This is a genomic window from Martelella sp. HB161492 (genome assembly GCF_013184775.1).
Classification (GTDB): Bacteria; Pseudomonadota; Alphaproteobacteria; order Rhizobiales; family Rhizobiaceae; genus Martelella.
In genome coordinates this window covers 575,976-596,685 of the sequence record NZ_JAATVV010000002.1, presented here as the reverse complement: position 1 = coordinate 596,685, position 20,710 = coordinate 575,976, and the positions used below count along the sequence as shown (strand labels likewise).

Annotated in this window: 32 protein-coding genes and 1 pseudogene; 30 read left to right on the top strand and 3 right to left on the bottom strand. The window is 58.5% G+C overall.

What is annotated here, in order from left to right; translation table 11 throughout:
- The 28 genes and pseudogenes from HCK86_RS05725 to rplQ form a co-directional block, all read left to right on the top strand.
- Nucleotides 1–92: pseudogene (locus HCK86_RS05725) on the top strand (elongation factor Tu); the annotation flags it as partial.
- A 155-nt stretch (nucleotides 93–247) separates the two neighbouring features.
- The gene (gene rpsJ / locus HCK86_RS05720) at nucleotides 248–556 is read left to right on the top strand and encodes a 30S ribosomal protein S10 (protein ID WP_141149714.1); all 309 of its coding nucleotides are present in this window, start codon (nucleotides 248–250) and stop codon (nucleotides 554–556) included.
- 124 nt (nucleotides 557–680) lie between these two features.
- Nucleotides 681–1,376: a 50S ribosomal protein L3 gene (gene rplC / locus HCK86_RS05715; RefSeq protein WP_176083477.1), complete on the top strand. Its 696-nt coding sequence runs from the start codon at nucleotides 681–683 to the stop codon at nucleotides 1,374–1,376.
- Entirely contained in the window at nucleotides 1,376–1,996 is a 621-nt protein-coding gene (rplD, locus tag HCK86_RS05710; protein WP_176083476.1) for a 50S ribosomal protein L4, read from the top strand. The genes rplC and rplD overlap by 1 nt, the downstream gene beginning before the upstream one ends.
- Complete coding sequence (locus tag HCK86_RS05705; RefSeq protein WP_141149711.1) at nucleotides 1,993–2,286, top strand: 50S ribosomal protein L23; 294 nt, start codon at nucleotides 1,993–1,995, stop codon at nucleotides 2,284–2,286. The genes rplD and HCK86_RS05705 overlap by 4 nt, the downstream gene beginning before the upstream one ends.
- A 41-nt stretch (nucleotides 2,287–2,327) precedes the next feature.
- Entirely contained in the window at nucleotides 2,328–3,164 is an 837-nt protein-coding gene (gene rplB / locus HCK86_RS05700; protein ID WP_176083475.1) for a 50S ribosomal protein L2, read from the top strand.
- A gap of 15 nt (nucleotides 3,165–3,179) precedes the next feature.
- Nucleotides 3,180–3,458 (top strand): 30S ribosomal protein S19, encoded by a 279-nt coding sequence (gene rpsS / locus HCK86_RS05695; protein ID WP_024708105.1) that lies wholly within the window; start codon nucleotides 3,180–3,182, stop codon nucleotides 3,456–3,458.
- Between the two features lie 2 nt (nucleotides 3,459–3,460).
- Nucleotides 3,461–3,844, top strand: a complete 384-nt coding sequence (gene rplV / locus HCK86_RS05690) for a 50S ribosomal protein L22 (RefSeq protein WP_141149709.1) — start codon at nucleotides 3,461–3,463, stop codon at nucleotides 3,842–3,844.
- Nucleotides 3,844–4,560 (top strand): 30S ribosomal protein S3, encoded by a 717-nt coding sequence (gene rpsC, locus HCK86_RS05685; protein ID WP_176083474.1) that lies wholly within the window; start codon nucleotides 3,844–3,846, stop codon nucleotides 4,558–4,560. Before rplV ends, rpsC begins: the two co-directional genes overlap by 1 nt.
- Before the next feature lie 39 nt (nucleotides 4,561–4,599).
- Nucleotides 4,600–5,013, top strand: a complete 414-nt coding sequence (rplP, locus tag HCK86_RS05680) for a 50S ribosomal protein L16 (RefSeq protein WP_141149707.1) — start codon at nucleotides 4,600–4,602, stop codon at nucleotides 5,011–5,013.
- Nucleotides 5,014–5,025: 12 nt separating this feature from the next.
- Nucleotides 5,026–5,226, top strand: a complete 201-nt coding sequence (gene rpmC, locus HCK86_RS05675; RefSeq protein ID WP_141149706.1) for a 50S ribosomal protein L29 — start codon at nucleotides 5,026–5,028, stop codon at nucleotides 5,224–5,226.
- A 15-nt stretch (nucleotides 5,227–5,241) separates the two neighbouring features.
- The gene (rpsQ, locus tag HCK86_RS05670; RefSeq protein ID WP_045683794.1) at nucleotides 5,242–5,478 is read left to right on the top strand and encodes a 30S ribosomal protein S17; all 237 of its coding nucleotides are present in this window, start codon (nucleotides 5,242–5,244) and stop codon (nucleotides 5,476–5,478) included.
- 185 nt (nucleotides 5,479–5,663) lie between these two features.
- Nucleotides 5,664–6,032 (top strand): 50S ribosomal protein L14, encoded by a 369-nt coding sequence (gene rplN, locus HCK86_RS05665; protein WP_141149705.1) that lies wholly within the window; start codon nucleotides 5,664–5,666, stop codon nucleotides 6,030–6,032.
- A gap of 14 nt (nucleotides 6,033–6,046) precedes the next feature.
- Nucleotides 6,047–6,358 carry a 50S ribosomal protein L24 gene (gene rplX / locus HCK86_RS05660; protein WP_141149704.1) on the top strand — a complete coding sequence of 104 codons (312 nt, stop codon included), beginning with the start codon at nucleotides 6,047–6,049 and terminating at the stop codon, nucleotides 6,356–6,358.
- Complete coding sequence (rplE, locus tag HCK86_RS05655; RefSeq protein ID WP_176083473.1) at nucleotides 6,351–6,908, top strand: 50S ribosomal protein L5; 558 nt, start codon at nucleotides 6,351–6,353, stop codon at nucleotides 6,906–6,908. Before rplX ends, rplE begins: the two co-directional genes overlap by 8 nt.
- 33 nt (nucleotides 6,909–6,941) lie before the next feature.
- The gene (gene rpsN / locus HCK86_RS05650; RefSeq protein ID WP_141149702.1) at nucleotides 6,942–7,247 is read left to right on the top strand and encodes a 30S ribosomal protein S14; all 306 of its coding nucleotides are present in this window, start codon (nucleotides 6,942–6,944) and stop codon (nucleotides 7,245–7,247) included.
- Between the two features lie 11 nt (nucleotides 7,248–7,258).
- Nucleotides 7,259–7,657, top strand: a complete 399-nt coding sequence (gene rpsH, locus HCK86_RS05645) for a 30S ribosomal protein S8 (RefSeq protein WP_141149701.1) — start codon at nucleotides 7,259–7,261, stop codon at nucleotides 7,655–7,657.
- 43 nt (nucleotides 7,658–7,700) lie between these two features.
- The gene (rplF, locus tag HCK86_RS05640) at nucleotides 7,701–8,234 is read left to right on the top strand and encodes a 50S ribosomal protein L6 (RefSeq protein WP_176083472.1); all 534 of its coding nucleotides are present in this window, start codon (nucleotides 7,701–7,703) and stop codon (nucleotides 8,232–8,234) included.
- 12 nt (nucleotides 8,235–8,246) lie between these two features.
- Complete coding sequence (gene rplR / locus HCK86_RS05635; RefSeq protein ID WP_176083471.1) at nucleotides 8,247–8,609, top strand: 50S ribosomal protein L18; 363 nt, start codon at nucleotides 8,247–8,249, stop codon at nucleotides 8,607–8,609.
- Nucleotides 8,610–8,752: 143 nt separating this feature from the next.
- Entirely contained in the window at nucleotides 8,753–9,325 is a 573-nt protein-coding gene (rpsE, locus tag HCK86_RS05630; RefSeq protein WP_141149698.1) for a 30S ribosomal protein S5, read from the top strand.
- A gap of 14 nt (nucleotides 9,326–9,339) precedes the next feature.
- Nucleotides 9,340–9,540: a 50S ribosomal protein L30 gene (gene rpmD / locus HCK86_RS05625; RefSeq protein ID WP_141149697.1), complete on the top strand. Its 201-nt coding sequence runs from the start codon at nucleotides 9,340–9,342 to the stop codon at nucleotides 9,538–9,540.
- Between the two features lie 14 nt (nucleotides 9,541–9,554).
- Entirely contained in the window at nucleotides 9,555–10,031 is a 477-nt protein-coding gene (gene rplO / locus HCK86_RS05620; protein ID WP_176083470.1) for a 50S ribosomal protein L15, read from the top strand.
- A gap of 220 nt (nucleotides 10,032–10,251) precedes the next feature.
- The gene (gene secY, locus HCK86_RS05615) at nucleotides 10,252–11,589 is read left to right on the top strand and encodes a preprotein translocase subunit SecY (RefSeq protein WP_176083469.1); all 1,338 of its coding nucleotides are present in this window, start codon (nucleotides 10,252–10,254) and stop codon (nucleotides 11,587–11,589) included.
- The gene (locus tag HCK86_RS05610) at nucleotides 11,586–12,236 is read left to right on the top strand and encodes an adenylate kinase (RefSeq protein ID WP_176083468.1); all 651 of its coding nucleotides are present in this window, start codon (nucleotides 11,586–11,588) and stop codon (nucleotides 12,234–12,236) included. The genes secY and HCK86_RS05610 overlap by 4 nt, the downstream gene beginning before the upstream one ends.
- Nucleotides 12,237–12,544: 308 nt before the next feature.
- On the top strand, nucleotides 12,545–12,913 hold the full coding sequence (gene rpsM, locus HCK86_RS05605) for a 30S ribosomal protein S13 (protein WP_176083467.1): 369 nt from the start codon (nucleotides 12,545–12,547) through the stop codon (nucleotides 12,911–12,913).
- 130 nt (nucleotides 12,914–13,043) lie between these two features.
- Nucleotides 13,044–13,433: a 30S ribosomal protein S11 gene (rpsK, locus tag HCK86_RS05600; RefSeq protein ID WP_141149692.1), complete on the top strand. Its 390-nt coding sequence runs from the start codon at nucleotides 13,044–13,046 to the stop codon at nucleotides 13,431–13,433.
- Nucleotides 13,434–13,536: 103 nt separating this feature from the next.
- The gene (locus tag HCK86_RS05595; protein WP_141149691.1) at nucleotides 13,537–14,547 is read left to right on the top strand and encodes a DNA-directed RNA polymerase subunit alpha; all 1,011 of its coding nucleotides are present in this window, start codon (nucleotides 13,537–13,539) and stop codon (nucleotides 14,545–14,547) included.
- Between the two features lie 44 nt (nucleotides 14,548–14,591).
- Nucleotides 14,592–15,014: a 50S ribosomal protein L17 gene (gene rplQ, locus HCK86_RS05590; RefSeq protein WP_176083466.1), complete on the top strand. Its 423-nt coding sequence runs from the start codon at nucleotides 14,592–14,594 to the stop codon at nucleotides 15,012–15,014.
- A gap of 62 nt (nucleotides 15,015–15,076) precedes the next feature.
- Here rplQ and HCK86_RS05585 read toward each other — a convergent pair whose 3' ends face one another.
- Nucleotides 15,077–15,937 carry a DUF817 domain-containing protein gene (locus HCK86_RS05585; protein ID WP_176083465.1) on the bottom strand — a complete coding sequence of 287 codons (861 nt, stop codon included), beginning with the start codon at nucleotides 15,935–15,937 and terminating at the stop codon, nucleotides 15,077–15,079.
- Nucleotides 15,938–16,229: 292 nt separating this feature from the next.
- Here HCK86_RS05585 and HCK86_RS05580 point away from each other — a divergent pair, with 292 nt between their 5' ends.
- Nucleotides 16,230–16,802 (top strand): DoxX family protein, encoded by a 573-nt coding sequence (locus HCK86_RS05580; protein WP_176083464.1) that lies wholly within the window; start codon nucleotides 16,230–16,232, stop codon nucleotides 16,800–16,802.
- Nucleotides 16,803–16,842: 40 nt separating this feature from the next.
- Here the strand turns inward: HCK86_RS05580 and msrQ are convergent, their stop codons facing one another.
- Both msrQ and msrP read right to left on the bottom strand, forming a co-directional pair.
- Entirely contained in the window at nucleotides 16,843–17,511 is a 669-nt protein-coding gene (gene msrQ / locus HCK86_RS05575; protein ID WP_176083518.1) for a protein-methionine-sulfoxide reductase heme-binding subunit MsrQ, read from the bottom strand.
- Nucleotides 17,512–17,522: 11 nt separating this feature from the next.
- Complete coding sequence (msrP, locus tag HCK86_RS05570; protein WP_176083463.1) at nucleotides 17,523–18,500, bottom strand: protein-methionine-sulfoxide reductase catalytic subunit MsrP; 978 nt, start codon at nucleotides 18,498–18,500, stop codon at nucleotides 17,523–17,525.
- 340 nt (nucleotides 18,501–18,840) lie between these two features.
- Here msrP and ilvD point away from each other — a divergent pair, with 340 nt between their 5' ends.
- Nucleotides 18,841–20,682 carry a dihydroxy-acid dehydratase gene (ilvD, locus tag HCK86_RS05565; RefSeq protein ID WP_176083462.1) on the top strand — a complete coding sequence of 614 codons (1,842 nt, stop codon included), beginning with the start codon at nucleotides 18,841–18,843 and terminating at the stop codon, nucleotides 20,680–20,682.
- Nucleotides 20,683–20,710: the final 28 nt, after the last annotated feature.

The following is a 20,710-nucleotide window of genomic DNA, read 5'->3' as shown; positions in this document are numbered from 1 at the left end:
TTCCGATCGCGATGGAAGAAAAGCTGCGCTTCGCTATCCGCGAAGGTGGCCGCACCGTCGGCGCCGGCATCGTCGCCTCGATCATCAAGTAATACGGCAGACCGTAAGGCGCCGTTTGAGAATGGTAGGGACATGGAATTCTCATGTCCCTACAGATTTTTGAAAATCGGCAGAGCCGGGTCGGAATAATAATCGAAGCGCCTTGTCCAGGAATGACAGGGCGCGAAAACAAACAAGGACGAGTCGCATGAAGGGCCAGAACATCCGCATCCGCCTTAAGGCGTTTGATCACCGGATCCTCGATGCCTCTACGCGTGAGATTGTATCGACGGCGAAGCGTACGGGCGCGAATGTTCGCGGACCGGTTCCGCTTCCTACCCGGATCGAGAAATTCACCGTGAACCGCGGTCCGCATATCGACAAGAAGAGCCGCGAGCAGTTTGAAATGCGCACCCACAAGCGCCTGCTTGACATTGTCGATCCGACCCCGCAGACGGTCGATGCGCTGATGAAGCTGGATCTTGCAGCCGGCGTTGATGTCGAAATCAGGCTCTGATTGATCGGGGCTTAAGCAATTCACGGGACCAATCTTCAGGCGCAGCAAGGCGGCGCGGATGATGTCCCAAAGAGAGGCAGGCGAGGGTTCACATCCCCGCCGAAACTCCAAAAGGAATGAACCGATGCGTTCAGGTGTTATAGCACGGAAGAAGGGGATGTCCCGCATCTACAATGATGCCGGAGACCATATCCCTGTTACAGTTTTGCTGATCGAAGACTGCCAGGTCGTTTCGACGCGGACCGAGGAAAAGGATGGCTACATCGCCGTTCAGCTCGGCGCCGGTCACGCCAAGCCGAAGAATACCTCCAAGGCTCTGCGCGGCCACTTCGCCAAGGCGTCGGTCGAGCCCAAGTCCGAGGTTCAGGAATTTCGCGTTTCTGAAGAGTTCCTGCTTGAGGTTGGTGCCGAGCTGACGGCCGATCACTTTGTTGTCGGTCAGCTGGTTGACGTCAGTGGCGTCACGGTCGGTAAGGGTTTTGCCGGTGCAATGAAGCGGCACAACTTCGGCGGCCTTCGTGCGACCCACGGCGTATCGGTTTCGCACCGCTCGCACGGTTCGACGGGTTCGAACCAGGATCCGGGCAAGGTGTTCAAGAACAAGAAGATGGCTGGTCACATGGGCCAGACGCGCGTCACCACGCAGAACCTTGAGGTTGTCCGTGTGGATGCAGAGCGCGGCATCATCATGGTCAAGGGTGCAGTTCCCGGTTCGAAGGGTTCCTGGATCCGCGTCCGCGACGCCGTCAAGTCCAGCATTCCGGAGAACGCACCGCGTCCGGCCGGCCTGCGCGTCGCTGAAACGAATGGAGCCGAATAATGGATCTCACTATCAAGACACTTGAAGGCAAGGACGCCGGTACGGTCAGCCTGAAGGACGAGATCTTCGGCCTGGAAGTGCGCGAAGACATTCTTGCCCGCATGGTTCGCTACCAGCTGGCCGCCAAGCGCCAGGGTACCCACCAGGCCAAGGGCCGCGCCGATATCGCCCGCACCGGTGCAAAGATGTACCGCCAGAAGGGCACGGGTAATGCACGTCACCATTCGGCACGTGCGCCGCAGTTCCGTGGCGGTGGTGCCGCGCATGGTCCGGTTTCGCGTGATCATTCCCATGATCTGCCGAAGAAGATCCGCGCTCTCGCCCTGAAGCACGCTTTGTCGTCCAAGGTAAAGTCGGAAAGCCTGATCGTCGTTGATGATCTGGTTGCGGCCGAAGCCAAGACCAAGCTGCTGTCCGGCAAGTTCGCCGCTCTCGGCCTCGACAACGCCCTGATCATCGGCGGCGCCGAACTCGATGGCAACTTCGCCCTCGCAGCGCGCAACATCCCGAATGTCGATGTGCTGCCGGTCCAGGGCATCAATGTTTACGACATCCTGCGCCGTGGCAAGCTCGTGCTTTCCAAGGCTGCGGTAGAAGCTCTGGAGGAGCGGTTCAAATGAGCGACATCCGCCATTACGACGTGATCGTTTCGCCGGTCATTACCGAGAAGTCGACCCTGGTTTCGGATAATAACCAGGTTGTCTTCAACGTCGCAAAGACGGCCAGCAAGCCGGAAATCAAAGCCGCTGTCGAAGCGCTCTTTGGTGTCAAGGTCAAGGCTGTGAACACTTTGCTGCGCAAAGGCAAGATCAAGCGCTTCCGGGGTTTCACCGGCAAGCAGAAGGACGTCAAGAAGGCGATCGTCACCCTGGCTGAAGGCCAGAGCATCGACGTATCGACCGGCGTTTGAACCAGGCCCGGTAGGGTAGAAACCCAATAGGGAATGAAAAGATGGCATTGAAACATTTCAATCCGACAACGCCGAGCCAGCGCCAGCTGGTCATTGTCGAGCGTTCGGAGCTTTACAAGGGCAAGCCGGTCAAGGCCCTGACGCATGGTCTGTCGTCCAAGGGTGGCCGTAACAACTACGGCCGCGTGACTGCCCGCTTCCAGGGCGGTGGTCACAAGCGGACCTATCGCATCATCGACTTCAAGCGTCGCAAGTTCGAAGTTGAAGGCACCGTAGAGCGTCTGGAATATGATCCGAATCGCTCGGCCTTCATCGCACTTGTCAGCTATGGCGACGGTGAGCTTTCCTACATTCTGGCGCCGCAGCGCCTCGCCGCCGGCGACAAGGTCATCGCGTCTGAAAGCGCTGTTGACGTCAAGCCGGGCAACGCGATGCCGCTGCAGTTCATCCCGGTCGGCTCGATCGTCCACAACGTGGAAATGAAGCCGGGCAAGGGTGGCCAGATCGCTCGTTCCGCAGGCACCTATGCCCAGCTGGTCGGTCGCGACCAGGGCATGGCGATCCTGCGCCTGAACTCGGGCGAACAGCGCCTGGTGCCGGGCTCTTGCCTTGCATCGATCGGTGCTGTATCGAACCCCGACCACTCGAACACGAATGACGGCAAGGCCGGCCGTTCGCGCTGGCGCGGCAAGCGCCCGCATGTTCGCGGCGTTGTCATGAACCCGATCGACCACCCGCACGGTGGTGGTGAAGGTCGTACTTCCGGTGGTCGCCATCCGGTTTCGCCGTGGGGCAAGCCAACCAAGGGCAAGCGGACCCGTTCGAACAAGTCTACCGACAAGTTCATCATGCGTTCGCGCCACCAGAAGAAGAAGTAAGAGAGGTAGTCTGAAATGGCTCGTTCAGTGTGGAAAGGACCGTTTGTCGACGGCTATCTTCTCAAGAAGGCTGAGAAGGTTCGCGAAGGCGGTCGCCATGAGGTCATCAAGATCTGGAGCCGTCGCTCCACGATCATGCCGCAGTTCGTCGGCCTGACCTTTGGTGTCTATAATGGCAGCAAGCATATTCCGGTATCCGTATCGGAAGAGATGGTCGGTCATAAGTTCGGCGAATTCGCGCCGACCCGGACCTATTACGGTCACGGCGCCGACAAAAAGGCGAAGAGGAAGTAATAATGGGCAAGGCAAAAGCCGAACGCCGGCTCAAGGAAAATGAAGCTCAGGCTGTTGCGCGCTCGATCCGCATCAGCCCCCAGAAGCTCAACCTCGTCGCCGCTTTGATTCGCGGTAAGAAGGTTGATCGGGCCCTGGCCGATCTGGAATTCTCGCGCAAGCGCATCGCAGAGACCGTCAAGAAGACTCTTGAGTCGGCCATTGCGAACGCTGAAAACAACCACGATCTCGACGTTGACCAGCTGGTCGTTGCCGAAGCCTATGTCGGCAAGTCGATGGTGATGAAGCGCTTCCACGCTCGCGGCCGCGGCCGTGCATCGCGTGTTGAGAAGCCTTTCTCGCATCTGACGATCGTTGTTCGTGAAGTCGAAGAGGAGGCCGCCTGATGGGTCAGAAGATTAATCCGATCGGTTTCCGTCTCGGCATCAACCGTACCTGGGACAGCCGTTGGTTCGCCGACAACCATGAATATGGCAAGCTGCTGCATGAGGACCTGAAGATCCGGGCATATCTGCTCAAGGAACTGAAGCAGGCCGGCATCGCCAAGGTGGTCATCGAGCGCCCGCACAAGAAGTGCCGCGTGACGATCCATTCGGCCCGTCCGGGTCTCATCATCGGCAAGAAGGGCGCAGATATCGAAAAGCTGCGTCGCAAGCTGTCGACGATGACGGATTCGGAAATGCACCTCAACATCGTTGAAGTGCGCAAGCCCGAAACTGACGCGACCCTGGTTGCTCAGTCGATCGCCCAGCAGCTGGAACGCCGTGTTGCTTTCCGCCGCGCCATGAAGCGCGCTGTGCAGTCGGCGATCCGTCTTGGCGCCGAAGGCATCAAGATCACCTGTGGCGGCCGTCTTGGCGGTGCAGAAATTGCCCGCACGGAGTGGTACCGCGAAGGTCGCGTTCCGCTTCACACGCTGCGCGCCGACATCGACTACGGTACGGCTGAAGCCGAAACCGCTTACGGTGTCTGCGGCATTAAGGTCTGGATCTTCAAGGGCGAAATCCTTGAGCATGATCCCATGGCCTCCGAGCGTCGCGCGCTGGAAGGCGACAACAAGGGTAACAGCGGCAACCAGCATCGCCGCCGCGAGAACGCCTGATTCATTTCAGGCGTCCGCCAAGTTCGGAGATAGATAAAAATGTTGCAGCCAAAGCGTACAAAGTTCCGCAAACAGTTCAAGGGACGCATCAAGGGCGTCGCCAAGGGCGGTGCGGAGCTGGCTTTCGGTGAGTATGGGCTGAAGGCGCAGGAACCGAATCGCGTCAATGCACGTGAGATTGAAGCGGCCCGCCGCGCGATCACGCGTCACATGAAGCGTGCCGGTCGTGTTTGGATCCGCATTTTCCCCGACGTTCCGGTCACCAAGAAGCCGACCGAAGTTCGTATGGGTAAAGGTAAGGGCGGCATCGAATACTGGGCCTGCAAGGTCAAGCCCGGCCGGATGATGTTCGAAATCGACGGCGTCAGCGAAGAAATCGCGCGTGAAGCTCTGCGTCTCGGCGCAGCCAAGCTTTCGGTAAAGACGCGTTTCGTTCAGCGCATCGCCGAATAAGGAGTGAATGAGATGAAGACCTCTGACGTTCACGCGATGACTGAAGACCAGCTCAAGGATGAGCTCGTAAAGCTGAAGAAAGAGCAGTTCAACCTGCGCTTCCAGAAGGCTACGGGTCAGCTGGAAAAGACGGCGCGCATCAAGGAAGTGCGTCGTGACATCGCGCGTGTGAAGACCATTGCCCGCCAGAAGGCGGGATCAGCCAAGGCCTAAAGGACCGACAAGAAAATGCCGAAACGCATTCTGCAAGGCGTTGTCGTTAGCGACAAGAACGATAAAACGGTTGTAGTCCGGGTTGAGCGTCGTTTTGCCCATCCGCTTCTCCAGAAGACGGTTCGCCGTTCGAAGAAGTACAAGGCCCACGACGCCGAGAACCAGTACAAGATTGGGGACACGGTATTCATCGAAGAATGCGCACCGATCTCCAAGGACAAGCGCTGGACGGTGGTTTCCGCCCAGGCTTAAGGCAAATTATGCGGGTATTTCGCCACGCGCTCTTGCGTTGTTGCGAAATATCTGTATGTAGCACGGACTAAAGTGCAAAGGGCGTCCAGCAATGGGCGGCCTTTTCCTTTGAGACATGTCCATAAGCTGGGCAAGGGGGCGTGAGGTGCCCAACCGGTCCGGTAACAACAAGAAGGCGACCTGATATGATTCAGATGCAAACAAACCTCGACGTCGCGGATAATTCCGGCGCACGTCGTGTCATGTGCATCAAGGTTCTGGGCGGCTCCAAGCGTAAGTATGCCTCGATCGGCGATATTATCGTCGTTTCGGTCAAGGAGGCTATTCCGCGCGGTCGCGTCAAGAAGGGCGATGTGATGAAGGCCGTAGTCGTGCGCACCGCGAAGGATATTCGCCGCGCTGACGGTTCCGTCATCCGTTTTGACAGCAATGCAGCTGTCCTGATCAACAATAACAAAGAGCCGATCGGTACGCGTATCTTCGGGCCAGTTCCGCGCGAGCTCCGCGCGAAGAGCCATATGAAGATCATCTCGCTCGCTCCTGAAGTTCTGTAAGGGAGCGCGGAACAATGCAGAAGATCAAGAAGGGCGACAAGGTCGTCGTTATCGCTGGCAAGGACAAGGGCCGTTCAGGTGAAGTTCTGTCGGTTTTCCCGAAGGAAGACCGCGCCGTCGTTTCTGGCATCAACATGGTGCGCCGTCATCAGCGTCAGACGCAGACCACTGAAGCCGGCATCATCACCAAGGAAGCTGCGATCCATCTTTCCAACCTCGCTGTTGCCGATCCCAAGGATGGCAAGCCGACCCGCGTCGGTATCAAGCTTGAGGGTGATAAGAAGGTTCGTTACGCAAAGCGCTCGGGAGATGTGATCGATGGCTGAGGTTAATTACGTACCGCGTTTCAAGGCGCTGTACCTCGAAAGCATCCGCAAGGAAATGCAGGAGGCGTTCAGCTACGCCAACGAGATGCAGATCCCGAAGATCGACAAGGTCGTCATCAACATGGGTGTCGGTGAAGCTACGGCTGACTCGAAGAAGCCCGCGACGGCTGCCGCTGATCTGAGTGCGATTGCCGGCCAGAAGGCCATCATCACGCATGCCCGCAACTCGATTGCTGGTTTCAAGGTGCGTGAGCACATGCCGATTGGCGCCAAGGTAACCCTGCGCGGCGTTCGCATGTATGAATTCCTTGATCGCCTGGTCACGATCGCGCTGCCGCGCGTCCGCGACTTCCGTGGTCTCAATCCGAAGAGCTTTGACGGCCGTGGCAACTTCGCCATGGGCATCAAGGAACACATCGTGTTCCCTGAAATCGACTACGACAAGGTCGATCAGATGTGGGGCATGGATATCATCGTTTGCACGACGGCTAAGACGGATGACGAAGCCCGGACGCTTCTGAAGGCGTTCAACTTCCCGTTCCGCCAGTAACCGTAACGACGAGCGTAGAAAAGGAAAACCGACATGGCGAAAGTAAGCGCAGTCGAAAAGAACAAGCGCCGCCGCAAGACGGTCGCCCGCGACGCCGACAAGCGCGCCGCGCTGAAGGCGATCATCATGAACCAGGAGCTCCCCATCGAGGACCGCTTCCGGGCTTCTCTGAAGCTTGCAAGCCTTTCCCGCGATGGTTCGAAGACCCGCATCCGCAATCGTTGCGAAGTATCTGGCCGTCCGCGCGGTTATTACCGCAAGCTGGGCATGTCCCGTATTGCGCTTCGTGATCTGGGCAACACCGGCAAGGTGCCGGGCGTCGTCAAGTCGAGCTGGTAAGGAGCTTCCCCATGGCAATGTCTGATCCCCTGGGTGATATGCTCACCCGTATCCGCAACGGTGCAGCGCGCCGCAAGAACTCCGTATCGACGCCGGCTTCCAAGCTGCGCGGCCGTGTTCTGGACGTTCTTCAGGCCGAAGGCTACATCCGCGGTTATACCCAGACCGAATTTGAAAACGGCAAGTCCGAGTTCGAAATCGAGCTGAAGTACTACGAAAACGCTTCGGTGATCCGCGAGATCGCCCGCGTTTCCAAGCCGGGCCGCCGGGTCTATGCCTCGGTCAAGTCCATTCCGCAGGTCGCAAACGGCCTTGGCATCACCATCCTTTCGACCCCGAAGGGCGTTATGGCTGATCACCAGGCTCGCGAACAGAATGTTGGTGGCGAGGTTCTCTGCTCGGTCTTCTAAGACTGATGCAGGTCCTCCCTAGCGAAACAGACAGGTAAAAAAAATGTCTCGTATCGGTAAAAAGCCCGTTCCGGTTCCGGCTGGTGTTACTGCGGCCGTAGATGGCCAGAAGGTTACCGCCAAGGGCCCGAAGGGTGAACTGAGCTTCGTTGCAAATGACGAAGTCAGCGTAGCACTGGAAGACAACGCCATCGTTGTTACTCCGGTTAACCAGACCAAGGACGCGCGCTCCAAGTGGGGCATGTCGCGCACCATGGTTGAGAACATCCTGAAGGGCGTCAAGGACGGTTACGAGCGCAAGCTCGAGATCAACGGCGTCGGCTATCGTGCGGCGATGCAGGGCAAGAACCTGCAGCTGTCGCTCGGCTTCAGCCACGAAGTGATCTACACCCCGCCGGAAGGCGTCTCGCTTGCTTGCCCGAAGCCGACGGAAATCGTCGTCTCCGGTATCGACAAGCAGGTTGTCGGTCAGGCCGCTGCAAACATTCGCGAATATCGCGGTCCCGAGCCCTACAAGGGCAAGGGCGTGAAATACGCGGAAGAACGCATCGTCCGCAAGGAAGGCAAGAAGAAGTAAGGAGTACGCGATATGGCTAGCAGGAAAGAAGCCCTTGGGCGCCGCGCCGCACGCGTGCGCCGTCAGCTCAAGAAGGTAGCGAATGGTCGCCCGCGTCTGTCGGTCCACCGTTCCTCGAAGAACATCTACGCTCAGGTTATCGATGATGCAGCCGGCCGCACGCTGGCCGCCGCTTCGACGCTCGACACCGGTCTGCGCACGTCTCTGAAGACTGGCGCCGACAAGGACGCAGCTGCCGCTGTTGGCAAGCTGATCGCTGAGCGCGCCGTCAAGGCTGGCGTCAATGAGGTCGTGTTCGACCGTGGCGCCTTCATCTTCCACGGTCGCATCAAGGCGCTTGCCGATGGTGCCCGTGAAGGCGGTCTGTCCTTCTGAGTTCAGTTTAGCCGGCGCTCTTTGCGGAGCGCCGGCTACAATGTCGGACTGAGGTCCGTTACATCGGCCGCTCAATCACGCAGAGATGCTGAGCGGCTTTTCGATATGCCGATTGCACCCGGAAAAGAAAAAGGAACAGGACAATGGCACAGGAAAGACGGGGATCGCGCGACGATCGCCAGAATAACAGGGAAGAGCGCGACAGCGAATTCGTTGACAAGCTCGTCGCTATCAACCGCGTCGCGAAGGTGGTCAAGGGCGGCCGTCGTTTCGGTTTTGCAGCGCTCGTCGTTGTTGGTGACCAGAAGGGCCGCGTAGGCTTTGGTCACGGCAAGGCGCGCGAAGTGCCGGAAGCGATCCGCAAGGCAACCGAAAGCGCCAAGCGCGACATGATTTTCGTACCGCTGCGCGATGGCCGTACGCTGCACCACGACGTCAATGGCCGTCACGGCGCCGGCAAGGTTCTCCTTCGCTCCGCCAAGGCCGGTACCGGTATCATCGCCGGTGGCCCGATGCGTGCTGTGTTCGAAACGCTCGGCGTTGCTGACGTTGTTTGTAAGTCGACCGGTTCGTCGAACCCTTACAACATGGTTCGCGCCACGTTTGACGCCCTGAAGCACCAGGTTCACCCCAAGGACATCGCTGCCCAGCGCGGTCTGAAATATGCAACGCTTCAGGCTCGCCGTCAGGCTGCCGGCGTCAGCGTAGACGATTGATGGGAGAGGCAAAGATGGCCAAGACCACTGAAAAGAAGACGGTCACCGTCGAGCAGATCGGCAGCCCGATCCGTCGCCCTGCCGTTCAGCGTCAGACGCTGATCGGCCTCGGTCTCAACAAGATGCATCGCGTTCGCACGCTGGAAGATACGCCAGCTGTGCGCGGCATGATCAACAAGGTATCCCATCTCGTACGCGTCGTCGACGAGAAGTGAGAGGGGAAAGAACGATGAAACTCAACGAAATCAAGGACCGCGAAGGCGCCACTTCGGCTCGCAAGCGCGTTGGCCGTGGCATCGGTTCGGGCCTCGGCAAGACCGGTGGCCGTGGTGTCAAGGGTCAGAAGTCGCGTTCGGGCGTTGCCATCAACGGCTTCGAAGGCGGTCAGATGCCGATCTATCGTCGTCTGCCGAAGCGCGGCTTCGTCAACATCTTCGCCAAGGAGTTTGCCGAGGTTTCGCTCGCCAAGCTGCAGACGGCTGTTGATGCGGGCAAGCTCGACGCCAAGACGACCGTCACCGCAGAAGTCCTCAAGGAAGCCGGCGTGATTCGCCGCGTCAAGGATGGCGTCCGCGTTCTCTCCGACGGCGAGCTGAAGGCGAAGCTTTCGCTCGAGGTTGCTGGTGCTTCCAAGGCTGCAATCGAGAAGATTGAGAAGGCCGGTGGCTCCATCAAGCTTCTGAACGCTGCCGAAAGCGCAGAATAAGTTCGAAATTGAACGAAATGATCGCCCGGAGTGCTTCACACCGGGCGATTTTTCGCCCATATGTTTGCCTCGAATGCCGTCAGGTCCAATCGAGGCCTTCCGGACGGCAATCGTCGGAACTGATCCACGTTTCTTGTGATGCGGCGTGTCAGCTGGCGGTATGGCAATTCAATGCACCGGCCGCTGTCGACCGCGACCGGACGGTGATGCGGAGATCAGCATGGCATCTGCAGCGGAACAACTCGCTTCCAATCTGAATTTTTCGACTTTCGCCAAGGCGACCGACCTCAAGAAGCGACTCTGGTTTACGCTTCTGGCGTTGATCGTGTATCGCCTCGGCACCCATATCCCGCTACCGGGCATCAATCTCGATGCCTATGCCCAGGTTTTCCAGGGCCAGGCAGGCGGCATCCTTGGCATGTTCAACATGTTTTCGGGCGGCGCCGTGCAGCGCATGGCAATCTTTGCGCTCGGCATCATGCCTTACATCTCCGCTTCGATCATTGTTCAGCTTCTGACCGCTGTGGTGCCTTCGCTTGAAGCACTCAAGAAGGAAGGTGAGCAGGGCCGCAAGATCATGAACCAGTATACGCGCTACGGCACGGTGGTTCTGGCAACGGCTCAGGCCTATGGCATTGCCATCGGACTTGAGGCTGGCAGCAATCTTGTTGCGGATCCGGGCTGGTTCTTCCGCATCTCGACCGTGATAACGCTTGTCGGCGGCACGATGTTCCTGATGTGGCTCGGCGAGCAGATCACCTCGCGCGGTATCGGCAACGGTATTTCACTGATCATCTTCTCCGGTATCGTCGCAGGTCTGCCGAATGCGATCGGCAACATGCTCGAGCTCGGCCGGACGGGTGCGCTTTCGGGCGGTCTCGTCGTCGCCGTACTGTTTGTGGCCATCGGTGTCATCGCGCTCATCGTCTTCGTTGAACGGGCGCAGCGGCGGCTTCTGATCCAGTATCCGAAGCGACAGGTCGGCAACCGCATGTTCCAGGGCGACACGTCGCATCTGCCGCTGAAGCTCAACACATCGGGTGTCATTCCGGCGATTTTCGCGTCATCGCTGCTGCTGCTGCCGGCAACGCTGGCCGGCTTCACCTCGAAGGACCTTCCTGGCTGGGCGACGGCGATCATTGCATCACTCGGACATGGCCAGCTGCTCTATATGGTCTTCTATGCCGGTCTGATCGCCTTCTTCGCATTCTTCTATACGGCGATCGTGTTCAATCCCAAGGAAACTGCGGATAATCTGAAGCGCCATGGTGGCTTCATTCCCGGTATCCGCCCTGGCGAGCGAACAGCCGAATATATCGATTACGTTCTGACCCGTATTACGGTCGTCGGCGCAATCTACCTGGTCTTCGTCTGCATTCTACCTGAGATCCTCGTATCGCGCACGGGCATTCCATTGTCCCTTGGTGGTACTTCGCTTTTGATTATCGTCAGCGTAACACTGGATACCGTATCGCAGGTTCAGGGGCACCTGATCGCCCAGCAATACGAAGGGCTGATGAAGAAATCGAAATTGAGGGGTGGAAAGAGGGGACGATGAGACTCATTCTTTTGGGACCGCCGGGCGCCGGCAAGGGTACGCAGGCGCAGCGGATTGTTGCCAAGCATGGAATTCCGCAGCTGTCCACCGGTGACATGCTTCGGGCAGCGGTTGCCGCAAAGACCGAAGTTGGCGTCAAGGCCAAGGCCGTGATGGATGCTGGTGGACTGGTTTCTGACGATATCGTTATCGCGATTGTGTCGGAACGTATCGATCAGGACGATTGTAATAACGGCTTCATCCTTGATGGCTTCCCGCGCACGCTGGTTCAGGCCGATGCGACCGAGAAGATGCTTTCGGCCAAGGGTATCGAGCTGGATACCGTCATCGAGATCAAGGTCGACGACAGTGTTCTGGCTGACCGGATCGCCGGGCGCTACACCTGCGCCAAGTGTGGCTCCGGTTACCACGATACGTTCCATAAGCCGAAGGTCGACGGTGTCTGTGACACATGCGGTTCTACGGCGTTCAAGCGTCGTCCCGATGACAATCGCGAGACGGTGGTGACCCGGCTGCAGGCTTACTACAAGGAGACAGCGCCGCTGCTCGGCTATTACTATGCCAAGGGCAAGCTGCAGTCTGTGGACGGTATGGCCGATATGGATACGGTGACGGCTTCGATCGAAGCGATCCTGGAAAAGATCTGATCTGTTGGCGTCCGGCTCCGCAATGAAGCCGGAAAGCTTGCAGGGCAGGGGCTTCTGCAAATGGCCCGCTGCCATTAATATTTCGGAAACGGTTGCATTTGCTGGCCGTTTCCGGTAAAGAGCGCTCCAACTCGTGGCATGGGGCTGATCGGTGCGATTCCTCTTCTCAAAGCGGAAGCGGAAGCGGAATGGTTGCGGTCGGTCCTTGTTGTCGCAGAAGGGCAATCGGCGTGGTGACGCGCTGGACGAAATCGGCAGTTTCTCTCTGAGATAAGACTGCCCAACCGATAATGCTAAGGAGAAACGGCGTGGCTCGTATTGCTGGCGTCAACATCCCGACTGCAAAGCGCGTCGTAATTGCGCTTCAGTATATTCACGGGATCGGACCGAAATTCGCTCAGGAAATCTGCGAGAAGGTTTCCATTCCGGCTGAACGCCGTGTTCACGAACTGACGGACGCTGAAGTCCTGCAGATCCGTGAAACCATCGACCGTGATTACGTCGTAGAAGGCGACCTGCGTCGCGAAAACTCGATGAACATCAAGCGTCTGATGGACCTCGGCTGCTACCGTGGCCTGCGTCATCGTCGTGGCCTTCCGGTCCGCGGCCAGCGCACGCACACCAATGCCCGCACCCGCAAGGGTCCGGCCAAGGCAATTGCCGGTAAGAAGAAGTAATTCCGGTTCCATCCGTGAACCGATCAAGCCGGCGGCGTCCGCCGGCTTTCTGCGTGATTGACTGGGCCAAGGCCCCGTCGGTGGAGCCGCTGGTATTACGGCGGTGAAGAGATCAACGAAAGGAATACCCATGGCCAAGGAAGCCACGCGCGTTCGCCGTCGCGAACGTAAAAACATTTCGTCGGGCGTTGCCCACGTCAACTCCACGTTCAACAACACGATGATCACCATCACGGATGCACAGGGCAATGCTATTGCCTGGTCGTCTGCCGGTGCCAAGGGCTTCAAGGGTTCGCGTAAGTCGACCCCGTTTGCTGCCCAGATCGCTGCCGAAGACTGCGCCAAGAAGGCTCAGGAACACGGCATGAAGTCGCTTGAAGTCGAAGTCTGCGGCCCCGGTTCGGGTCGTGAGTCGGCCCTGCGTGCCCTGCAGGCTGCCGGCTTCGTCATCACTTCGATTCGCGACGTGACGCCGATCCCGCACAATGGCTGCCGCCCGCGCAAGAAGCGCCGCGTCTGATCATCGCTGTCAATCGCTCCGGCGTTGTTCTCATTGAGCGCGCGCCGGTTCTACGAAATTCGGCCGTCACGATTGGATGGTGCGGCGAACGGAAGGTAGAAACATGATTCAGAAAAACTGGCAGGAACTGATCAAGCCCAGCAAGGTGGAGTTCACCTCCTCGAGCGCGAAGAAGGCGACCCTGGTCGCTGAACCGCTGGAGCGTGGCTTTGGTCTGACGCTTGGCAATGCGCTTCGTCGCATTCTGCTGTCGTCGCTTCGTGGTGCAGCTGTCACGGCTGTGCAGATCGACGGCGTGCTGCACGAATTCTCCTCGATCCCGGGTGTTCGCGAAGATGTTACCGACATCATCCTGAACATCAAGGAAATCGCCATCAAGATGGAAGGCGATGAGGCAAAGCGTATGGTCGTGCGCAAGCAGGGCCCGGGCGTTGTCACCGCTGGTGATATTCAGACGGTTGGCGATATCGAGATCCTCAATCCGGGTCTCGTACTCTGCACGCTGGATGAAGGCGCTGAAATCCGCATGGAATTCACCGTCAACAACGGCAAGGGCTATGTTCCGGCTGAACGGAACCGTTCGGAAGATGCTCCGATCGGTCTCATCCCGGTCGACAGCCTTTATTCGCCGATCCGCAAGGTGTCCTACAAGGTCGAAAACACCCGTGAGGGCCAGGTTCTCGACTATGACAAGCTGACCATGACCATCGAGACCGATGGTTCTGTCGGTGGTGAAGATGCAGTTGCTTTTGCAGCCCGCATTCTTCAGGACCAGCTTTCGGTTTTCGTCAACTTCGAGGAGCCGCAGAAGGAATCCGAAGAAGAAGATGTCACCGAGCTGGCTTTCAATCCGGCACTCTTGAAGAAGGTCGACGAACTGGAGCTTTCCGTCCGTTCGGCCAACTGCCTGAAGAACGACAATATCGTCTATATCGGCGATCTCATCCAGAAGACCGAAGCCGAAATGCTGCGTACGCCGAATTTTGGTCGCAAGTCGCTGAACGAGATCAAGGAAGTACTTGCTTCCATGGGCCTGCACCTGGGCATGGAAGTCCCGGCCTGGCCGCCGGAAAATATCGAGGACCTCGCAAAGCGTTACGAGGATCAGTACTAACGTCATACTGCGGGCGGCTCGCCTGCAAGTGAAGGAGAGAAGCAATGCGCCATCAGAAAGCAGGCCGCAAGCTCAACAGAACCGCAAGCCATCGCAAGGCAATGTTCGCAAACATGGCAGCCTCGCTCATCACCCATGAGCAGATTGTCACGACGCTGCCGAAGGCAAAGGAAATCCGCCCGATTGTCGAGAAGCTCATCACGCTCGGCAAGCGCGGCGACCTGCACGCCCGTCGTCAGGCCATCGCACAGATCAAGGACCTCGATGCTGTCCGCAAGCTGTTCGATGTCATTGGCCCGCGCTATGCAGAACGCCAGGGCGGCTATTGCCGCATCATGAAGGCCGGTTTCCGCTACGGCGACAATGCCGACCTCGCAGTCATCGAATTCGTTGATCGCGACGTCAACGCCAAGGGTGCAGCCGACAAGGCTCGCGTTGAGGCTGAAGCTGAGATGGAAGCTGCCTGAGGCAGCTTAGACATCGTCAGATCTTAAAAAGGACCGGGTGCTGTTTCAGCGCCCGGTCCTTTTCATTTGGCGATATGGATCGTTGCGCGGATATGTTTCAGCGAGGCGACGATGGTGAAGGTCATGATGACCATCAGTGTCCAGGAACTCCATTTTCCGAGATGGACGATCGACCAGATGCCAATCTGGTTGGGATAGCGCCAGACAGAGAAGAAGGTCGAGATATTCTCCGCCAGCCAGACGAAAAAACCGATCAGGATGAAGGAAAGGATGAACGGCATTTTCCGATCGCGGTCATAGGCACGAAACAGCACGGTGGCGCGTGCATAAAGGCCGATGGCAACGGCGGCGATATACCAGCGATAGTCGCCGATATAGTGGTGGGTGAAGAAGTTTGCATAGATGGCCAGTGCCAGCAGCGCCGCCATCCAGTAGGGTGGGTGGTGCTGGATGCGAATGTCCAGCAGGCGCCAGGCCTGGATGATATAGCTGCCGATCGCAGCATACATGAAGCCGGCAAACAGCGGCACGCCCATCAGCTTCGTCCAGGCAAAGTCCGGATAGGCCCAGGACTGGATGGATGCGGAGGTCTTGAACACTTCCAGGGCAAAACCGACGATGTGGAACAGGCAGATCGCCTTGAACTCGGTGACGGTTTCCAGCCGAAGCCCGATCATCGCCATCTGGATCGCCAGTGCGATGACCAGCAGCAGATCGTAACGCGGAATTCCCATCACCCCTGTTCTGGGCGTGATGAAGATCGCCAGAAAGAACAGGCCTGCAAACAGGCAGGCACGCGCCTGCTTCAGTCCGAAGAACAGAAATTCGACGAGGAAGCGGGGCACGCCGTGCAGATCCGCCTGCGGCGCTATATCGAGAAGCCAGCCGTCGAGCCGGGATAGATGTCGTGATGTCGTGGTCATGCTTTTGCCGGTCGTGAGGGTATTGTCGTCAGACTTCACGTCAAAGGCGTCAAAAACAAGGTCCGACGCACCGGCGCCGGCAGCAGTGAATTTGATCGATATCAGGTGGATGAGCAGGCGTGGCGGTGAAGCGTTGGGCGGAAGACGGCCGGTTTCATGGATAAGTCAAGCGTCAAAAGTTGAACAGACTGTTCATGTTATGCATATTCTATTCTTGATCTTGATCACATGTGATTGTGGATAGCAGCGTAACTTCGGGCCATCGAATTCCTTTTGGTTCCGGAGAAAAACAATGACCGACGACGTCTTTAAGAACGATCCACAAAGACTGTATCTGCCCTTCCTGGGCGGCTTTTATGATCGCATCGCTCAGCCCATGGCATGGGTGATCTTCCGTATTGCCATTGGCGGCTTTCTTGCTCTCGAAGGCTGGCCCAAGATTACCCATCCTTTCGCGCAGGTGGGATTTGTTGAAAGTCTGCACTTCTACCCCGGTGTATTCTGGTCGCCTCTGCTGGCTGCCTTGCAGTTCTTCGGTGGCATTCTGATCATGCTGGGTCTGTTCACGCGGGCTGCAGCGCTCGCCAATGGCATCATGCTGGCGATCACGCTTTATTTCCACTACACCCATCCCTATGGGGCCGCCTTTCTGACGCCGGCGGGTATTGAAGCGCTGAAGACCAATGCGGAGCTGTTCACGGCTGCAGCCCAGTACCGTCTGGCCGATGGCGGCGCGAATTTCCTGACCCAGGTGCAGGACAAGGCCGAACTGGCCTCGTGGTTCTGGACCGGTGGTACCTTCCTTTATGCCGCATTTGGTGGCGGTTACTGCTCGGTGGATCGCCTGCTGAAGAAGGTCTTCTGATCACAAGCCCAAAGATTTCCGTGCCAAACAGGCCGAGGCGCTAAACGCCCCGGCCTTTTTGCTGGTTACGGCTGGCGCGCTTTTGCTGCCGCCGGCGCTCCATCAGCCAGGGGCGGATGACACGGTAGCCGAGGAGCAGGACGGCAAGGGCGATATAGAGCATGATCTCCGGGCCGATGACCTTGCGCGCCATGGCAAAATGCAAGGTTCCAAGCGCGAGGATAAGATAGGAGAGCCGATGCAGCCAGGTCCATTTCCGGCCAAGCTTCCGGATCGACCAGTTGTTGGAGGTCAGTGCCAGCGGCACCAGCAGCGCCAGGGCGATCATGCCGAAGGTGATGAAGGGGCGCTTGATCACGTCATCGATCACGGTGTGCACGTCCATTTGCTGGTCGAGCACGAGATAGACGAGGAAGTGCATCAGCACGTAGTAGAAGCCCAGCAGACCGAGCGCCCGGCGGTAGCGCAGCAGGTTGATATTGGCGAGATCGCGGAGCGGGGTGACCGCGAGGGTCGCCAGGATGAACCGCAGCGCCCATATGCCAAGCAAGTGCTCGAAGGTCTTGATCGGGTAGACGCCGAGCTGGTTGGTGGCGCCAAGCCAGAAATAGATGGCGGCTGGCGTCAGGCCGAGCGCATAGAGCGCCCAGACCGAGGCCGAGCGCCAGCGGCCGGTGCGGCTGCGGGAAGGGGGCGTCACCGTTTTCATCGTTGCATCGGTCAATAGTTTGCCTTCAGGTCCATGCCGGCATAAAGGCTTGCAACCTCATCGCCGTAGCCGTTGAACATTTCTGTCGGAATGCGTTTGGCGCCGCCGAACAATCCGCCGCCTTCGCCGATGCGCTGTTCGGTCGCCTGGCTCCAGCGCGGGTGCGGCACATCCGGGTTCACATTGGCGTAGAAACCATATTCATGCGGGGCCAACAGGTTCCAGCTGTTTTGCGGCTGTTCTTCGGTCAGGGTGATCTTGGTGATCGATTTGATGCCCTTGAAACCATATTTCCACGGCACGACAAGGCGCATCGGCGCGCCAGACTGGTTCAGCAGTGTCTTGCCGTAAAGGCCCACGGCGATGATCGTCAGCGGGTGACGGGCTTCATCGATGCGCAGACCTTCAAGATAGGGCCATGGCATCGGCTGGGCAAAACCGCGCTGGCCTGGCATTTCCTTGGGCCGCACCACACCTTCAAAGGCCACATATTTGGCCGAGCCCTGCGGATCGGCGAGATCGATGATCGATGACAGCGGGATGCCGACCCAGGGGATGACCATGGACCAGGCCTCTACGCAGCGCATCCGGTAGATCCGGTCCTCCAGCGGGAATTTTGTCAGCAGGGTGTCGATGTCGACGGTCTGCGGCTTGTTGACCAGTCCGCCGATCTCAAAGGTCCAAGGGTAGGGCTTGAAGTCCTCGGAATATTTGAACGGGTCGCTCTTGCCCGTGCCAAATTCATAAAAATTATTGTAGTGCGTCACATCCTCGAAGCTGGTTTCCTTGTCGGACGGCGCCGGGATGGGGCCGGGGACTGTTTTCAGTTCCATGCCCTCGCTCAGGCCCGGCGCCGCCGCCTCAGCTTTCGGCAAGGCGGCAAAGGTCGCGCCGGCGGCAAGCCCTGCCATCAATGTGCGGCGCTTGAGCCAGGTCGTTTCCGGCGTGATCTCGGATGCAGGAATATGCGGTGGTTTGTAGGCGCTCATGAAAGGGCCTCCCTTTGCTCTCTGTTTCCATGCCGTCGGTCATGGTGGCATCCCATGGAATTTTTCCGCCCGTCGGGATACACTCCTTTACGCAGGAGGATTGCCGATAGATTGCGTTTCGACAAGAAACGTTTGAACCACGATTTCGTGTTTCTGGCGTGAGAAGGGTCAGGGGCGGTCCCGGCAAGGGGCGTACCGGAGAGTACCGTTTTGCCGCCAAGCGATAGTGACAGGTTCCGTGATTTGCGTTACCACCTGTCGCAAAAGGCGTTTTGGCCCTGTGGCCAACGGAATGCATCGGGCAGACCGAGCGGGTCTGCCGGCAAGAAAGGAAACACCAATGCCAGCCTATCGTTCCAGAACGACCACCCATGGACGCAACATGGCCGGCGCGCGCGGATTGTGGCGTGCAACCGGCATGAAAGAAGGCGATTTCGGCAAGCCCATCATTGCCGTGGTCAATTCCTTCACCCAGTTCGTGCCGGGCCATGTGCATCTGAAGGATCTCGGCCAGCTGGTCGCACGGGAAATTGAAGCCGCCGGCGGTGTTGCCAAGGAGTTCAACACCATCGCTGTTGATGACGGCATCGCCATGGGCCATGACGGCATGCTCTATTCGCTGCCCTCGCGCGAGGTCATTGCTGACAGCGTTGAATATATGGTCAATGCCCATTGTGCCGATGCCATGGTCTGCATTTCCAACTGCGACAAGATCACCCCCGGCATGCTGATGGCGGCGCTTCGCCTCAATATTCCGGCTATCTTCGTCTCCGGCGGTCCGATGGAAGCCGGCAAGGTGGTGCTGAACGGCAAGGAGCAGGCGCTTGATCTGGTTGATGCCATGGTCGCCGCCGCCGATGACAAGTACACTGATGCCGAGGTGGCAAGCATCGAGCGCTCAGCCTGCCCCACCTGTGGTTCCTGCTCGGGCATGTTTACCGCCAATTCGATGAACTGTCTGACGGAGGGGCTCGGCCTGTCGCTGCCGGGTAATGGCTCGACGCTCGCCACCCACGCCGATCGTCGCCGCCTGTTTGTCGAGGCCGGACATCAGATCGTCGATCTTGCCCGCCGCTATTACGAACAGGATGACGAGACAGCACTGCCGCGCACGATCGCCAGCAAGGCTGCCTTTGAGAACGCCATGTCGCTTGATATCGCCATGGGCGGTTCCACCAATACGGTGCTGCATATTCTGGCGGCCGCCTATGAGGCCGAGCTCGACTTCACCATGGAAGATATTGACCGGCTGTCGCGCAAGGTGCCGTGCCTGTGCAAGGTGGCGCCGGCCAAGAATGATGTGCATATGGAAGATGTTCACCGGGCTGGCGGCATCATGGCCATTCTCGGCGAGCTTGACCGCGCGGGTCTGATCCGTCGCGAAAGCCCGACCGTTCATGCCGCAACGCTGGGCGATGCGATTGACCAGTGGGATATCGTTCGCACCAATTCAGAGACGGTGCGCAATTTCTTCATGGCCGCACCCGGAGGCGTGCCGTCGCAGACTGCTTTCTCGCAGGAGCGCCGCTGGGCCGAGCTCGATACCGACCGTGTGTCCGGTGTTATCCGCTCTGCCGAACATCCTTTCTCCAAGGATGGCGGTCTGGCCGTCTTGAGGGGCAATATCGCGCTTGATGGCTGCATCGTGAAGACGGCAGGCGTCGATGAGAGCATCCTCAAATTCTCCGGCCCGGCAGTCGTGTTCGAGAGCCAGGACGCGGCGGTGAAGGGCATCCTGTCCAATGAGGTCAAGGCGGGCGACGTCGTTGTCATTCGCTATGAAGGCCCGAAGGGCGGTCCCGGCATGCAGGAGATGCTTTACCCGACCAGCTATCTGAAGTCGAAGGGGCTCGGAAAGGCCTGCGCGCTGATCACCGATGGACGTTTCTCCGGTGGCACATCGGGGCTTTCCATCGGCCATGTTTCGCCGGAAGCCGCCAAGGGTGGCGCCATCGGACTGGTCGAGAACGGTGATATGATCGATATCGACATTCCCGGCCGTACCATTTCGCTGCGGATCTCTCCGTCTGAACTGGAAGCGCGCCGCAAGGCTCAGGAGGAAAAAGGCTGGGCGCCGTCGTCTCCGCGCCGCCGTCAGGTCACCCGCGCGCTGAAGGCCTATGCCGCCTTCGCCTCCAGCGCCGACAAGGGCGCTGTGCGGATCCTGCCGGACGAAGAATAAGCCGTCCGGACATTCATCTGAAAAGGGC